Consider the following 16,732-nt stretch of genomic DNA (forward strand, 5'->3'; position numbering starts at 1 on the left):
GTTCCACGTGGAACATGAATTGGTTTAGTTATAGATAATTTACAATGTTTCACGTGGAACATTGTTTTTTTAGATTTTGAATAGTAGTTCCACGTGGAACAAATTAATAAAGTTAATTCTGGAACCAGCCTTAAACTGTTTCTAGAGAATAATAAAACAAAATGTTTTTAGAAGAATACGATGTTATTGTTGTCGGCGCAGGTCATGCCGGCTCAGAGGCCGCGGCAGCGGCCGCAAATCTTGGATCTAAAACTTTGCTTGTAACAATGAGTTTGCAAAACATAGCACAGATGTCATGTAACCCAGCAATGGGAGGAATTGCAAAAGGACAAATTGTGCGTGAGATTGATGCGCTAGGTGGGTACTCAGGAATTGTTTCTGATCGTACAGCAATTCAATTTAAAATGTTGAACAAATCAAAAGGACCTGCAATGTGGTCGCCAAGGGTTCAAAGCGACAGAATGCGTTTTGCAGAAGAATGGAGAATGATGCTTGAAGGAACTCCTAATCTTGATTTTTATCAAGAAATGGTAAAAGGTTTAATTATTGAGAATGGAAAGATAAAAGGTGTTCGGACTTCGCTTGGAATCGAAATTCGCTCCAAGTCGGTTGTTTTGACAAATGGAACGTTCTTGAATGGTTTGATTCATATTGGTGACAAACAATTCGGAGGAGGTAGAGCAGGAGAAAGTGCTGCATACGGAATCACCGAAGATTTAGTTCAAGCAGGTTTTGAATCTGGTAGAATGAAAACAGGAACGCCACCACGCGTGGATGGACGTTCTTTGGATTATTCTAAAATGAATGAAGAAAAGGGAGATGCTAAACCGGATAAGTTTTCATACTCGGATGTTACTACACCTTTGGTTCATCAAAGGTCTTGTCATATGACATACACATCCCTGGATGTGCATGATATTTTGAGATCAGGTTTTGATCGTTCGCCAATGTTTAATGGAAGAATAAAAAGTATCGGCCCGAGATATTGCCCTTCTATTGAAGATAAGATTAATCGTTTTGCTGATAAAGAACGTCACCAGTTATTTGTTGAACCAGAAGGGTGGAATACTTGCGAAGTTTATGTAAATGGTTTTTCTACTTCTTTACCAGAAGATATTCAGTTTAAAGCGTTGCGTACTGTTGTAGGTTTTGAAAACGTGAAATTTTTCCGTCCTGGTTATGCAATTGAATATGATTATTTTCCACCAACGCAATTGAAACATACACTTGAAACTAAATTAGTAGAAGGTTTATATTTTGCTGGACAAATAAACGGAACGACTGGATATGAAGAGGCAGCTTCGCAAGGTTTAATGGCGGGGATAAATGCGCATTTAAAAGTGCACGAAAAAGCACCATTAATTTTGAAACGCGATGAAGCGTATATTGGTGTTTTAATTGATGACTTGATTACGAAAGGAACAGAAGAGCCTTATCGTATGTTTACATCTCGTGCTGAATATAGAACATTGTTGCGTCAAGATAATGCCGATTTTAGATTAACACCAATGTCTTATGAAATTGGTTTGGCTTCTGAAAAGAGATTACGCAGAATGGAACACAAATTAAAAGAATCTGAAAAGATGGTTGCTTTTTTTAAAGAAACGAGTGTTTCGGTTGCAGAAGCAAATCCTATTTTAGAATCTAAGGGAACAGCATTGATTTCTCAAGGAGATAAAATGTTTAAGGTTTTTTCTCGTCCTCAAATAGATTTGGAGGATATTAAGAAATTTGAGAAAGTAAAGGAATATATAGAATCAAATGATTTAGATCAAGAGATTTTAGAACAAGCCGAAATTCAAGTTAAATATTCTGGTTATATCGAGAAAGAAAGAAATAACGCCGATAAGCTAACAAGATTAGAAGAAGTGAAGATTCCAGAAAATTTCGATTATAATAAAATTAAATCAATGTCAATAGAGGCTAAGCAAAAGCTAGCTAAAATTCGTCCAGTGACGATTTCTCAAGCTTCAAGGATTAGCGGAGTTTCTCCAAGTGATATTTCGGTGTTGCTGATTTATATGGGCAGATAAAATATTGGGTTAAAATTTCAAATTTCAAGATTGTACTTGATTCGATTTTTTTAAATAATTAAAGATGTACTAATGTGCATCTTTAATTATTAAAACCAATATGTTTTAATAAGGTTGGGCTAGTTAACGTAAAACTTGAAATTAGAAACAAATTGTTCCACGTGAAACTATTTTGTTAAGCCTTGATTTTGTTAGAAAGTTTTAACTTTTAGTTTTTCATAAAATTGTATTCATTTTTATTTCTTTTGGAATTAATTTTTAAATCTGTAGTTTACTTTTGTTGCTATTATAGAATTAGGGAATGTATCAGTTTGTTTTTTTGTAAAACTAATGTGGATCTGATTTGTTTGTGAATATGCTAAGGATTGAGTTTTTAGATTGTAAACTATTTTTTGAATTATAAGAATAAAATAATTTTTTTTTTAAGTCTTGATTTTGAAATCTAAAAATATATGTTCCACGTGAAACTACTTTGTGAAGTCTTGATTTTACAGAGAATAATAAGTTTTTAATTTTTTGGATTATGAAGATTTTTAGACAACAGGTTTTATAATCAAAACGTAAAGAATCCTTATTGCAACTTTGGAACAATGAATATCCTGCGAGTTTAAATCATGAAGCAATTCATGATTTTGATTTGTATTTAAATAGTTTGTCGAATGCAAAGCATTATTTTTTACTTGATAGGAATAAAATTAAAGGATGGGCATTCACTTTTTTGAGAGAAAATGAAGATTGGTTTGCAATAATTATTGATAGTCAAATTCAAGGAAATGGGAAAGGCTCATTATTGATTAAAGAATTAAAAAAGAATAATGATAATTTGAATGGTTGGGTTATTGACCATGAGAATGAATTTAAAAATAATGCAGCGCCATATAAATCGCCATTGTTGTTTTATGTAAAAAACGGTTTTACTGTTTGTTCAGAAATAAGAATGAAAAATGAAAAAATATCGGCTGTCAAAATATACTGGAAGCGTTAAAGAAAAAATAAAATAATAAAAACCCTAAAAATGAAAGATTTTGTTTTTAGGGTTTGCTATAAAAATAAACCAAAATACCAATAATTATAAAATGGACGTTTTAAACAAAAAACATTTTCTTACTGTAAAAGATCACTCAGTTTCTAAAGAAATTTTTGAATTGTATTACGATGAAACTTTGGACATGCTAATTACATCTCCACAACCCAATGAAAATGATTTGGGGAAATATTACGAAAGTGAAGATTATATTTCGCACACAGACAACAAACGTTCGTTATTTGAAAAAGCATATCACATTGTCAAAAATATTGCACTGAAGAATAAATTAAATTTGATTAATTCTGAAAATCCACAAAAGGGTAGAATTTTGGATATTGGTGCTGGAACCGGAGATTTTTTATTAACGGCAAAAGAGAATGGATGGGATACAGTAGGAGTAGAACCGAGCGATAGAGCAAAATCTATTGCAATCAAAAAAGGAATTTCTTTTGTTGGAAAAATTTCGGAGTTAGAAAATAATTCTTTTGATGTAATTACGATGTGGCATGTTTTGGAACATGTTCCAAATTTAGAATTGCAAATTCAAGAATTGAAGCGATTACTAAAACCAACTGGAACGTTAATTGTAGCAGTTCCAAATTTTAAATCTTTTGATGCTAATCATTATAAAACTTTTTGGGCAGCTTATGATGTGCCAATTCATTTTTGGCATTTCTCAAAAAAAGCAATTCAGTCTCTTTTTGAAAAAGTAGATATGCGCCTGGAAAAAATTTTTCCAATGAAATTTGATTCATTTTATGTGAGCTTACTTTCGGAAAAATACAAAACCGGAAAAATGAATTATCTATCGGCGTTTTTTATAGGATTAAAGTCAAATTGGAAAGCAAAGCGAACTTTAGAATATTCATCTCACATTTATGTCTTAAAAAACAAGTAAAACGCATTTTCAGTTGTTTTAAAGCGCTTTTTAGGTGGTAAACATGTATTTGTATTTCCTTTTTTAGAAAATCGCTTAAATAAAGACTGGTGAATCCATTGTTAATAGCAGTAAATTATAAATAAATAGAGTTTGATAATAAAAATTGATACTAGAAAAATGGAGCATTTTCAAACATTTTTGGCACTTTTGATGTGTCAATTCATTTTTTGTATTTTTTTTTTAAATCGATTCTTTAAAAAAAAACAGTTAAGCATTTAGAAAAAATTCTTGTACTGAAATTTGACGCGTTTTATGTGAGTCTATTTTCTTAAAATGAAAAACTGTAAAAATGAATTATCTATCGGCGTTTTTTATCGGATTAAAGTCAAATTGGAAAGCAAAGCGAACTTTAGAATATTCATCTCACATTTATGTCTTAAAAAACAAGCAAAACGCATTTTTAATTGTTTTAAAGCGCTTTTTAGATGGTAAATATGTATTTGTATTCCCTTTTTTAGAAAATCGCTTAAATGAAGGCTGGTAAATCCATTATTAATAGCAGTAAATTATAAATAATCTAAGTTTGATAACAAAAATTGATTGCTAGAAAAATGGAGCATTTTTTAAACTTTATGTCGATGCTATTGATTTTTTTATATTTTTGTCATTCATACTTTAAAAAAATAGAAATTAACAAAATGAAAAAAGCATTAGTAATTATCGCACTTTCGATTTCAGTAGTTGCTTGTAATAAACCAGCAGAAGTTAAGGAAGTAAAAACAGCTTACGTTGATACTTCAGTTTTAATGAAAGAGTACACTGAAGCAAAAGATTTAGAAGCTAAATACAAAGCACAAGCAGAGGAAAAAGGTAGACAGCTTCAAGCGGAGATTACTCGTTTCAAACAAGATGCTGCTAATTTTCAAAGCCAAGCACAAGCCAATGGTCAAGCATGGGCGCAACAAAGAGGTGCTGAGTTACAAAAAAGAGAACAACAATTGGGATATGCTCAACAAGCATTAGCTCAACAATTGCAACAAGAAAGTGGTGCAGAAATGGATTCTTTAGTTACAGGAGTTAAAAAATTCATCAAGAATTACGGTAAAGAAAAAGGGTACGCTTATATTTACGGTACTGGAGATGCCGCATCGATTTTATATGCAGAAGACAAATTTGATATTACAAAAGAGATTGTTAAAGCTTTGAACGATAACTACAAAGCTGGTACAAAACTAGATACTAAAACTGATGCTAAAGCAAAAGACTCAGCTACAGTTAAAAAATAATTCAAACAAACTATTTTTAAAGCCTATATCTTTCTGGATATAGGCTTTTTTTATTATAAAATATTTACAAGTAGGCTTTTTACTCAATATGTTCTTCTATTTTTGTAAAATGATTTTCTGATATGAATTTCGTTTCTTTTTAGTTCTAAAATACAAGCCAAATGCAAAATATTTCCGAAGCCGCAGCTTACACATTACAGTTCATTAATCAAACGCAACGTTCCGTTTTTCTTACAGGTAAAGCTGGAACTGGAAAAACTACTTTATTGCGTGAAATTATTGAAACTACTCACAAAAACACTGTTGTTGTTGCGCCCACTGGAATTGCAGCGTTAAATGCTGGAGGTGTGACAATTCACTCCATGTTTCAGCTACCATTTGCTGGATTTATTCCGGATAATTCCTCTCCACAATTTTCTGAAACAACTAAGTTTGAAACGAAAGCAACTTTGCGCAGGCATTTTAAAATGAATAATGTAAAGCGTGCTGTTATTAGAAATATGGAGCTTTTAGTTATAGATGAAGTAAGTATGCTGCGTGCCGATTTACTTGATGCTATGGACTTTATGATGCAAACCGTTCGTAAGAATAGTTATCCATTTGGTGGTGTTCAGGTTTTATTTATTGGCGATTTATTACAATTGCCTCCTGTAATTCGTGATGAAGAATGGAGAACTTTGAGAACGTATTACCGAGGAAAATTCTTTTTTCATTCGCATGTAATTCAACAAAATCCGCCTTTGTATATTGAATTATCTAAAATCTTCAGACAAACAGACGATTCTTTTATTTCCGTTTTAAACAATTTGCGTAACAATCAGATTACACAACAAGATATTCAGAGTTTGAATCAGTATGTTCAGCCTGATTTTGACTTAAAAAATAACCCAGGTTATATAACGCTTACTACGCATAATGCTAAAGCTGATACAATTAATAATCAGTCAATCAATGATTTAAAAGGAAAAATGAATAATTATTTTCCTGATATTGTAGGGGATTTCCCTGAGAAAATATACCCACTTGATCCAAATCTTCAACTTAAAGTTGGGGCTCAGGTTATGTTTGTTAAGAATGATTTGTCTTTTGATAAAAATTACTTCAATGGTAAAATGGGTGTAATTAAGTCACTTTCGAGTCAGGAAATCATGGTTCATTTTCCAGAAGAAGATAAAACCATTGAAGTTGAAAAATACGAATGGCAAAATATTCGTTACAAAGTTGACGAAATGACTCAGGAAATAGAGGAGGAGGTTCTAGGAACTTTTGTGCAATATCCGATTAAGCTAGCTTGGGCAATTACGGTTCATAAAAGCCAAGGTCTGACTTTTGACAAAGCTGCACTCGATGTATCGCAAGTTTTTCTTCCTGGGCAAGCATATGTAGCATTGTCGCGTTTACGTTCTTTAAATGGGCTTATTTTGCTTTCTCCGCTGCGTATGAATGGTATTTCTAACGATCAAGATGTAATGGATTACGCTTTGAATAAAGCTTCGGAAGAATTATTGAAGAACTCACTGCACTTTGAAACAAAGAATTTTATTCATAAGTATTTGGCTAACAGTTTTGATTGGGCTGATCTTGCTCAAGAATGGCGTAATCATCAATACAGCTATAATGATAAATCTGAAAATTCTCAAAAAGCCAAACATGCCACTTGGGCTAAGAAGCAAACTTTGATAATTGAATCACTTGTTGATCCAGCAAAAAAATTCATCGTTCAGTTAAACAGGATTTTTAATAATGAAACGGTTGATTTAATACATGTTTCTGAACGGATAGAGGCAGCCTATGGTTATTTCATGAAACCTATGGACGAATTGGTTGATGAGCTTTTGTATAAAATGGAAGAAATTCAGCGTGCAAAAAAAATGAAAGCATTTTATGATGAATTAAATTTATTGGAAGAATTGCAGACCAAAGCTGTTTTACGCCTATTTAAAGCCCGTTTATTGATCGAAACTGTTGTTGCGGGTGAAACTATATCTAAAGAGAAATTAACTTCGCCAGAGATTAAAAATTACAGGTCAAAGAAAACAACAACTATTCAAGAAAATTTTAAAAATAAAAATAGTGACTTAATTGATGATGATGAGCCAATTAGGCGTTATTCTGCTAAGACAACGAAAGAGAAAACAGCTAAAAAATCTACTATAGAAGAGACCTATGAATTGTGGCTTGAGAAAAATTCTATTCGGAAATTGCTACTATTCGTAAACTGACTACTCAAACAATTGAATCTCATTTTGTAAAATTGATTCAAGAGAAAAAGATTAAGGTTGAAGATGTTTTATCTCCGGATAAAATTACTGCACTAACTGAAGCTTTTCAGTTCTACAAAGAAGAATCGCTTACGGGTTTGAAAGAACAACATGGAGAAAAATTTACTTGGGATGAATTGCGAATGTTTAAAGCAAGTTTGAATTAAGAAGTTAACAAACTAAAAAAGAAAACCTATTCTCACGAATAGGTTTTTTTGTAGTACTAAATTTTATTTAGAATCTAAAAGCTTTGTTAGATCTTGTTGTTGCACATTTAGTTTTGATTGGAGTTTCAAAATTTCAAGTTCATATTCCTTAGATTTTATTTTTCTTTGGTGAATTTTGTTTTCAGAAATTTTGTTAAGACTTAATTCGTTTTGAATTTTTTGATTTTTATCCTCTGTTTTTTTGATGTCTTTTTTTGTTCTTTCTATCTTATTTTGAGCTGATTCAATCTTTCTCTGACGCTTTTTAGCTTTATTTTGGTCCTGCTTTAAAAGATCTTGTCTTTTTTGTAATTCTTTTTGATTTTCTAATGTCCTTTTCGCGTGCTCTTTTTCTTTATTTAATAGAATTTCTTGATTTGTACTATTTGTATTTGTTTCCTGTCCATAAAACGATTGTGATGTAATAAAAAGGCAAATCGCTAATCCTAAATTTTGTAGTATTCTCATGCTATTAATATTTAAATAATTTTCAATATTCGTACAAATATTATTCCAAAGCATTTAAAATTGTTGATTTTGGGTTATTTAGAATCATTTTAGGATATTAAAAAACGTCATCTTATAATAAAAATAAAATGACGTTTCGTTAAGTATGGTATAATATCTCTAATATAAAACCGAAGATTTTTTATAGGATTTATAGTGTTTCTATTAAAATCCAAGCTTCTGGATTTATAGTATTTTGTATCTCTCTTTGTGCTTTTTCTGCTTCACGCATTGTGGCATAACTACCATATAAGACAGGAAAAAGTCCATGTCTGTTTGCAGGAATTATTTTAGCATCAAATCCAGCTTTTTTTAATCTGTTGTAAGCTTTTTGAGCGTTTTTTTCACTTCTAAAAGCACCTGCCATAATGTGATATGGCATTGTTAATTTTTCTTCCTTTACAGAAAGAGTTACTGTTACAGCTGGCAGAGGGTTTTTTATAAAGAATGTGGCTTCTTGAATTTTATTCTGAACTTGTTTTTGAACAGCTGTCTCTACCAAAACAGTTTGATTAGCAATTTGGTTTTGGTACATTGGGGTAACCAATACTTCCTGTAACTCCTAAAGCAAGTACAAAAATAGCAGCATATTTTAAATAAGAATTATATCCTTTATAAGCTGAATGTAAGGCTACAGGTTCATTTTCTTCAACTGTTTCTAATTCTAAAGCTTCAAGTTGTTTTTCAAATGATTCTCTTTTAACCATTGGAGAGACAAATGGGCTTAAACCAAATGAAGTAGCTAAATAATTCTTTTGATCGTTTGGAGTAAATACTAGGTTTTTGTCAGCATTCATTCGAATTTGACCTACATTTTTAATAGAAATAAAACCATTATCCTCTAATTCTTTTTTCCAAGTTAAAACTTCAAAATGTACTGCGCTGACAGCAAATTTATACGATGTTTTTTCAGTAAGAGCAATGTGATTTGCTAACAAACCATCGTTGTTTTTGATATGTGGGTTGAAAGAAATTAATTTTTTTGGTGGAAAAAATGAATTTGAACCTTCATTAAGTTGGGCCGATTGAATTTCCGTTAAAAAAGCTCCAAACCCAGGAACCGTTACACACTGATAACGATACAATAACTGCGCGATGTAAGTTTCGATTTTCATAGTAACAAAGTTAGGCAAGGAAAATAGTTATCAAAATTTTATTCACAATTTTTATTAACAATTCACTTTTTTATTCAAACAACTAAAAGTCAGTTGTTTATAATTGTGTGTTTTTTTTACCTTTTTTAGTTTGGTTTTTAAATATATTTTTTTAGCAAGAATTTACCTAAAATTGTCATCTTTGTAATTAATAAATATGATTTTTATTTTATCTGAATAACCTATATTATTGTAACAAATGACTGAGCAAGATTTATTTTATTTATTGGCATTACAAAGTGTTGAAGGAGTGGGGGATATAATTGCAAAAAGGTTATTATTACAATGTGGAACTGCTGAGGATATTTTTAAAACTAAATCTTCACAACTATCTTTAATTGAAGGTATTGGATCTGCTTTATTGAAAAATATTAGAGAAAAATCAATTTTTGAAAAAGCACAAAAAGAACTCGACTTTATCAAGTCAAATAGTATTAATGTAACGTTTTTTGACGAAAAAAACTATCCCGACAGATTAAAACATTGTATTGATGCACCGCTTTTGCTGTTTAGTTCTGGAAACATTGATTTGGAGAATAAAAAAGTCATAAGTATCGTTGGAACGCGACAAATCACATCGTATGGAATAGAATTTTGTAAAAAACTGATAGAAGATTTGTCTCCCTAGATCCCGTTATTGTAAGTGGTTTTGCTTATGGAGTTGATATTGTTGCACATCAATTGGCAATCGAGAATAATCTTCAGACTATTGGTGTTGTAGCTCATGGTTTAAATCAAATATATCCTAAAAGTCATAAAAAATATGTCGCACAAGTGGAGCAAAATGGTGGTTTCATGACTGAATTTTGGAGTTCCTCGAATCCTGATAAAGAAAATTTTGTGCGACGAAATCGTATTGTTGCTGGAATAAGTGAAGCCACAATAGTTATTGAATCTGCGGATAGAGGAGGCTCACTTATTACTGCCAACATGGCAAATGATTATAATCGAGATGTATTTGCAGTTCCTGGGCGTACTACGGACAAATACAGTCAAGGCTGTAATAACTTGATTAAGGCTCAAAAAGCGAATGTGTTGACCAATGCAGCCGATTTAATTTATATTTTGAACTGGGACGTTAAAAACGAGTCCAAATCAGTACAGAAGCAATTATTTGTTGAGTTAGATCCTGATGAACAGAAAGTATATGATTATTTGTTAAAAGTGGGTAAAGAGTTGATGGATATTATTGCTTTGAGATGTGATTTTCCGATTTACAAAATATCAGGATTGTTACTGAATATGGAACTTAAAGGAGTAATTCGTCCATTGCCTGGAAAACTATTTGAGGCTATTTAAAATAAATCTGCCCTTCTAATTTAATTTTGGAAGGGCAGATTTTGATTGATTTGAAGTGTTTTTTTAATTTAAGCTTAGTTATTTTGATAGAGTTTTATTGTTCTTTGCTGTCATAATTGCAAAAAGCTTCTTTTGGACCAGTCCCCTCAAGTAGACAGAAAGCGGCATAAGATATATCAATTAACCAATCATCAATTTGTAATGTTTGTTGTTCATTGAGTAATTCATTACGTTGCAACATTCCATCAGGATAAATAGCCCACATTCTGCCGAAATGGCAAATTCCCCATATTGCGTTAATGATTCTTTTATCAATAAAATCTTTTTCTAATTCAGGTGCTAGTATTTTTAAGGCCTGCATTATTAAATGGTAATTTTTTTCATGTATAACGCCTTTAAAAGGACGTAACTGACCTAAAAATCCATTTTCCCATCTTTCACTTTCTATGTTTTCGTGTTGTCCACTTTGGTATTCTAATTCCTCGATAGCATCTTCAATAGTCATGCTTAGGCAGATTTTTTATTTACTAAATCCTAATTTTGCTCTTACTCTTTCTAGAACTTCATTAGCAATAATGGCTGCTTTTGCGGCTCCTTTTTTAAGTAAAGCATCTACTTCGTCTAGGTTGTTTATGTAGTAATGATATTTTTCTCTTTCTGTTTTGAATTTCTCTGTAATCAATTCAAACAAAGCTTGTTTGGCGTGACCGTAACCATAATTTCCGCCTAAATAATTTGCTCTCATTGTTGCAATTTGATCTTCATTGGCCATAAGAGCGTATATTGCAAATGCATTACAAGTATCTGGATTTTTTGGTTCTTCAAGTGGTGTACTATCAGTCTCGATACTCATGACTTGTTTGCGCAATGCTTTATCATCTAAAAATATATTGATGAAATTATTTGCTGATTTACTCATTTTCCCTCCATTTGTTCCAGGGATCAACATGCTGTCTTCTTGAATTTTAGCTTCTGGAATCACAAATGTTTCTCCCATTTGATGGTTAAAACGTGAAGCTACATCGCGAGTAATTTCTAAATGTTGTAATTGGTCTTTTCCTACCGGTACAAACTCCGCATCATAAAGCAAAATATCTGCTGCCATTAACATTGGGTAAGAGAATAAACCTGCGTTTACATCATCAAGACGATCTGCTTTATCTTTGAATGAATGCGCTAATGTCAATCTTTGAAATGGAAAAAAGCAACTCAAATACCAGGTCAATTCTGTTGTTTGAGGAACATCTGATTGTCTGTAAAAAGTAACACGATCAATATCCAAACCAAATGCAAGCCAGGCAGAAGCAACGCTATAGGTATTTTCGCTTAGAGTTTTACCGTCTTTTATCTGTGTAATCGAGTGTAAATCGGCGATAAACAAAAATGATTTGTTTTCGGGTTTGTTAGATAATTCGATTGCAGGAATAATTGCTCCCAATAAGTTGCCTAAATGCGGCGTTCCAGTGCTTTGTACGCCAGTAAGTATTTTTGCCATGCTAAATTTTTTCTTAAGCGCAAAGTTCGCAAAGTTTTACACAAAGTCCACAAAGTTTACAAAGTTTTTAGTCACAGATTATAAAGATTAAATAGATTTTTTAAATCTATGTTGATTTGTGTAATTTATCCCAAGTATTTTTTGCAGTTTGTCCAGTATCTTTTTGTAAATAATTTTTAACAAAAAGAGCACAAAATTTTCGTAAAGTTGACAGATATCTAATAGATTTATTACTTGAAAAGTTTTTTAATCTAAAAATCTATTGGTCTAAAAATCTAAATTCACATCTGTTTTCTTACTTTTGGGTTTATGAAAGGAGTAAAAATTGTTTTTTGGGTTATTTGGCGTATTTGGTTTTATGTTTTAATGGCCATCCCAATATTGGTAATGTTTCCATTTTTAGTGTTATCGATTCTTACCGAAAGTGGCTATCCGTATTTTTTTAAAATGGCAAGAATTTGGGCAAAATTCATTCTTTTTGGAATGGGGTTTTACTATAAAGTAGAGAAGGAGCAAGCTCTTGATCCTAAAAAAAGTTATATGATTGTTGCTAATCATACTTCGATGACTGACATTATGCTTACGTTGGCAATTATTAAAAATCCATTTGTTTTTGTTGGCAAGAAAGAACTCTCTAAGATTCCTTTGTTTGGTTTTTTCTATAAAAGAACCTGTATTTTAGTGGATCGAAAATCTTCAAAAAGTAAAATGGATGTTTTTAACAGGGCTCAAAAGCGTTTGAATCAGGGATTAAGTATTTGTATTTTTCCAGAAGGTGGTGTTCCTGATGATGAATCGATTATTTTAGACGAATTTAAAGATGGCGCTTTTCGTTTGGCAATTGAGCATCATATTCCGATTGTTCCAATCACATATGCTGACAATAAGAAGAGATTTTCGTATACTTTTTTTAGTGGTAGTCCAGGGAAAATGAGAGTGAAAATTCATTCGTTTATTGAGACAATGAAGCTTCAGCCCGAAGATAAAAAGATCTTCGTGATCAAGTAAGAAATCTGATTTATAAGCAATTATTGATCTTTAGCAAAGACAAAACCTTACAAGAAGATAGTGTTTTGCAAAATGAACAATCTAGTATTAATTCTTAATAAGTAAATTTTATCCTATCGATGAATGATTTTTTGTGAAATAAAATTCATGACTATTCTTAATTTTCTTTTTGTTATCCAGCGTTTTTGGAATAACGTTTCCAGTTTCTTCTTCATCTTTTAGGTTTAAAAAATTCATATAAATAAGCTTTTTAAGGCTTAAAACTAGCTATACTTTATTAAGATGTCGTTTATTGAAAAAGGTTGCGTAAAGAGTATAAAAAAACCCGAAAATATTTTCGGGTTTTTATTTTTTAGGCGCTTGCTAATTCTTTGATATGCGCTTTAATTTTAACTTCTAGTTCATCTGCTAATTCTGGGTTATCTTTAATTAGTGATTTTACCGCATCACGACCTTGTCCTAATTTTGTTTCACCATAGCTAAACCATGAACCTGCTTTCTTAACGATTTCAAATTCAACAGCTAAATCTAAAATCTCTCCTGTTTTAGAAACCCCTTCTCCGTACATAATGTCGAATTCAGCAGTTTTAAATGGAGGAGCAACTTTATTTTTAACAATTTTTACTTTGGTTCTGTTACCAATTACATTGTCACCGTCTTTGATTTGAGAAGAACGACGAATGTCTAAACGTACTGAAGCGTAGAACTTTAATGCGTTACCACCTGTTGTTGTTTCAGGATTTCCAAACATTACACCAATTTTTTCTCTTAACTGGTTAATGAAGAATACAGTACAGTTTGTTTTGCTAATTGTTCCAGTAAGTTTACGAAGTGCTTGTGACATCAAACGAGCATGAAGACCCATTTTTGAATCTCCCATTTCTCCTTCGATTTCACTTTTTGGAGTTAACGCAGCAACAGAGTCAATTACAACAATATCAATTGCTCCTGAACGAATTAAGTTCTCAGCAATTTCTAGTGCTTGTTCTCCATTATCTGGTTGAGAAATAATTAAGTTCTCGATATCAATTCCTAATTTCTCAGCATAATTTCTGTCAAATGCATGCTCAGCATCTATAAATGCAGCAATTCCACCCGCTTTTTGAGCTTCAGCAATAGCATGTAATGTTAGGGTTGTTTTTCCAGAAGATTCTGGTCCGTATATTTCGATAATTCTTCCTTTTGGGTAACCGTTTACCCCTAAGGCTAAATCTACTCCTAATGAACCTGATGAAATTGTTTCTACTTCTACAATGGCTTTATCGCCCATTTTCATCACGGTTCCTTTTCCGTAAGTCTTATCAAGTTTATCAAGCGTAAGTTGTAGCGCTTTTAATTTGGCTTCTTTCTCTGAACTCATCTTTTCTTTCATCTAAATTGTTATAATTCTTTTATATTAAATCAATGCAGTTTTAACTTCTTGATTTTATTTGTTTTGGCTTGTAATCGACGTAAAAATACTTCTTTTTTTTGAAGTTGCAACGGGATTTATTTTCTCTTTTAGAGAATGTTTTTTATACAAATAATGCTCTAAGTTCAGTCGCTTCTTCTGGTTTTATTTTTCCTGCCAATAATAAACTTAACTGCTTGCGGCGTAAAGCTGCTTCGAAACGTTGTTTTTCAAGGTCCGTTTCTGGATCAATTGGCGGTACTTCAACTGGTCTTCCAGTATCATCAACTGCAACAAAAGTATAAATTGCTTCATTGGCTTTTGTACGAAATCCCGATTTCGCGATCTTCAACCCAAACATCGATAAAAATCTCCATCGAACTTTTAAAAGATCTTGATACTTTTGCCTCAATTGTTACAACGGCACCAAGCGGAATTGCTCTATTAAAAGCAACGTGATTTACAGATGCAGTAACTACAATTCGGCGTGAATGTCTTCGGGCAGCAATACTTGCAGCACGATCCATTCTGGCTAATAATTCGCCACCAAAAAGATTGTTTAAGGGATTTGTTTCGCTCGGTAAAACTAAATCGGTTAATATTGTTAAAGATTCTGAAGGATGTTTTGGTTTCATGTAAATTTTATATTGTTGTATTTCAATGTTTTAGTTACTGAATATTGAAATTTATTATTTGGCTCAAATGTAATCAATAATTGGAATTTTTAGAATGTAAGTCTTCTTAGATTTTTGATAAATTATTGAAGTTCTAATCTATTCGTTCTCCTTTGATGTTCAAAGAAAATGTTTCTCCGTTAAGTTCAACTTCTACTCTCTCTCCACAAAAACAAGTCATAGAATCGTATTTAAACGGAATGATTGTGTCTCCTTTTCTGTTAATTAATCCCCATCTATTTCCAATACTTGCTGGCGCATAGTCTCCTTCGAAGGCATAAATAATATCATATTTTAAAGGAATAACTTCTTTGCCTGTTGTGTCTAGATATCCTGATTTTCCGTTATGAGTGACTTGTGAGATGTTTTCTTCTAGACCAAATATTTTGTCGTATTTTAATGGAGTGATTTCTTTTCCCTTCGCATTTATTAGCCCCCATTTATCTTTATTTCCAACAATTGCTACTCCTTTGTCAAAACCGAAAGCATCATCATATTTTGGTTCAACAATCTCTTTTCCGCTTCTATTTACAAATCCTGTTTTGTTGTTAAGTACAACCATCGAAAAATCTTCTTTAACGCCATATATTTTATCGTACTTTAATGGAGTAATTTCTTTTCCACTCGTGTTAATTAAACCCCATTTTCCGTTTAAAATAACAATTGCTAAGCCATCTTGAAAAACATAAACTTCATCATATTTGGGTAAAACTATTTCTTTTCCATTATGATCTGCAACACCGTGTTTATGTCCCATTCTTACAACAAAAAAACCATCTTTTGGTGAGAAAACTTCATCATATTTAGGTGCTAAAATTTCTTTTCCAGTTAAGTCAATAAATCCATGTTTATTGTTTGTAACTACTATGAAGAATCCTTCTTCGGGTGCAAACATTTTGTCATATTTGGGTTCAAGGATATAGTTGTTATTCTCATCGATTAGACCCCATTTTTCAGTTTCGGGATCTAAATATGCTTCTTGTGCGATTGTTTTTGATTGAATTACGAATGCTAATAAAAGCAAAAGTAGGTGTTTGTTTAATTTTAAATGATTCATAAAATTAGGTTTTAATTATAGGGTGTTTGTTCTCCTTTAGTATTAATATAAAATTTCTTTCCGTTAAGGATGGCTTCTGTTTTTTCTCCATTAAAAGGAGCTATGTAATTATATTTTGGGGTAACTATCTCTTTTCCTAGCCCATCAATAAAACCATATTTATTATTTATTATGACTGTAGTATAATCACCAAAATACCCTATTTTATCATATTTTAGGGGTGTTATTTCAGCACCTGATGAATTTATAAAACCAAATTTATTATTAGAAAACACATAGGCAACTCCTTCTTCAAATTTTCCAATTGATTCATATTTCGCCGAAATAATTTCCTTTCCAGAATGGTCAATTAAGGTGCATTTTCCATCTATACGCATTACTGCAAATCCATTATGAAATTCATTTACAACCATATAGGTGCTGCCTCCCTAAATACAGGAGCATGTATTAACCTT

General features: G+C 31.7%; 11 protein-coding genes and 5 pseudogenes. 7 read left to right on the forward strand and 9 right to left on the reverse strand.

The features are described from left to right. The first annotated feature begins 161 nt into the window (after window positions 1–161). From mnmG to AC1RYN_RS06660, 5 genes and pseudogenes are all read left to right on the forward strand, one after another. Window positions 162–2,033 carry a tRNA uridine-5-carboxymethylaminomethyl(34) synthesis enzyme MnmG gene (gene mnmG / locus AC1RYN_RS06640; RefSeq protein ID WP_481806329.1) on the forward strand — a complete coding sequence of 624 codons (1,872 nt, stop codon included), beginning with the start codon at window positions 162–164 and terminating at the stop codon, window positions 2,031–2,033. 574 nt (window positions 2,034–2,607) lie between these two features. Then, window positions 2,608–3,018: a GNAT family N-acetyltransferase gene (locus AC1RYN_RS06645; protein WP_481806330.1), complete on the forward strand. Its 411-nt coding sequence runs from the start codon at window positions 2,608–2,610 to the stop codon at window positions 3,016–3,018. 91 nt (window positions 3,019–3,109) lie between these two features. Next, window positions 3,110–3,958: a class I SAM-dependent methyltransferase gene (locus AC1RYN_RS06650; RefSeq protein ID WP_481806339.1), complete on the forward strand. Its 849-nt coding sequence runs from the start codon at window positions 3,110–3,112 to the stop codon at window positions 3,956–3,958. 680 nt (window positions 3,959–4,638) lie between these two features. Beyond that, on the forward strand, window positions 4,639–5,226 hold the full coding sequence (locus tag AC1RYN_RS06655) for an OmpH/Skp family outer membrane protein (protein WP_481806331.1): 588 nt from the start codon (window positions 4,639–4,641) through the stop codon (window positions 5,224–5,226). Window positions 5,227–5,387: 161 nt separating this feature from the next. Continuing rightward, window positions 5,388–7,654: pseudogene (locus AC1RYN_RS06660) on the forward strand (helix-turn-helix domain-containing protein). A 63-nt stretch (window positions 7,655–7,717) separates the two neighbouring features. On the opposite strand, the gene AC1RYN_RS06665 reads toward AC1RYN_RS06660, so the two are convergent. Together AC1RYN_RS06665 and AC1RYN_RS06670 are read right to left on the reverse strand one after the other, a co-directional pair. Next, window positions 7,718–8,215 (reverse strand): hypothetical protein, encoded by a 498-nt coding sequence (locus tag AC1RYN_RS06665; RefSeq protein WP_481806332.1) that lies wholly within the window; start codon window positions 8,213–8,215, stop codon window positions 7,718–7,720. A gap of 136 nt (window positions 8,216–8,351) precedes the next feature. Further along, window positions 8,352–9,315 (reverse strand): annotated as a pseudogene (locus AC1RYN_RS06670) (HU domain-containing protein). 238 nt (window positions 9,316–9,553) lie between these two features. Between AC1RYN_RS06670 and dprA the strand changes: the two are divergent. After that, window positions 9,554–10,653, forward strand: a pseudogene (gene dprA / locus AC1RYN_RS06675) (DNA-processing protein DprA). A 94-nt stretch (window positions 10,654–10,747) separates the two neighbouring features. On the opposite strand, the gene AC1RYN_RS06680 reads toward dprA, so the two are convergent. Both AC1RYN_RS06680 and trpS read right to left on the reverse strand, forming a co-directional pair. Further along, window positions 10,748–11,158, reverse strand: a complete 411-nt coding sequence (locus tag AC1RYN_RS06680; protein WP_481806333.1) for a hypothetical protein — start codon at window positions 11,156–11,158, stop codon at window positions 10,748–10,750. A gap of 15 nt (window positions 11,159–11,173) precedes the next feature. Then, a complete protein-coding gene (trpS, locus tag AC1RYN_RS06685; RefSeq protein WP_481806334.1) occupies window positions 11,174–12,148 on the reverse strand; it encodes a tryptophan--tRNA ligase in 975 nt (324 codons plus the stop codon). Window positions 12,149–12,457: 309 nt separating this feature from the next. Here trpS and AC1RYN_RS06690 point away from each other — a divergent pair. Further along, window positions 12,458–13,254, forward strand: a pseudogene (locus tag AC1RYN_RS06690) (lysophospholipid acyltransferase family protein). Window positions 13,255–13,264: 10 nt separating this feature from the next. On the opposite strand, the gene AC1RYN_RS06695 reads toward AC1RYN_RS06690, so the two are convergent. The 5 genes and pseudogenes from AC1RYN_RS06695 to AC1RYN_RS06715 all read right to left on the reverse strand — a co-directional run bounded on the left by AC1RYN_RS06695 (window position 13,265) and on the right by AC1RYN_RS06715 (window position 16,690). Beyond that, complete coding sequence (locus AC1RYN_RS06695) at window positions 13,265–13,393, reverse strand: hypothetical protein (RefSeq protein ID WP_481806335.1); 129 nt, start codon at window positions 13,391–13,393, stop codon at window positions 13,265–13,267. 115 nt (window positions 13,394–13,508) lie between these two features. Further along, window positions 13,509–14,516, reverse strand: a complete 1,008-nt coding sequence (recA, locus tag AC1RYN_RS06700; RefSeq protein WP_481806336.1) for a recombinase RecA — start codon at window positions 14,514–14,516, stop codon at window positions 13,509–13,511. A gap of 154 nt (window positions 14,517–14,670) precedes the next feature. After that, a pseudogene (locus tag AC1RYN_RS06705) lies at window positions 14,671–15,181 on the reverse strand (acyl-CoA thioesterase). A gap of 133 nt (window positions 15,182–15,314) precedes the next feature. After that, entirely contained in the window at window positions 15,315–16,277 is a 963-nt protein-coding gene (locus AC1RYN_RS06710; protein ID WP_481806337.1) for a WG repeat-containing protein, read from the reverse strand. An 11-nt stretch (window positions 16,278–16,288) separates the two neighbouring features. After that, entirely contained in the window at window positions 16,289–16,690 is a 402-nt protein-coding gene (locus tag AC1RYN_RS06715) for a WG repeat-containing protein (RefSeq protein ID WP_481806338.1), read from the reverse strand. Between the last annotated feature and the right edge of the window lie 42 nt (window positions 16,691–16,732).

It is taken from the genome of Flavobacterium sp. TC780, from assembly GCF_056783245.1.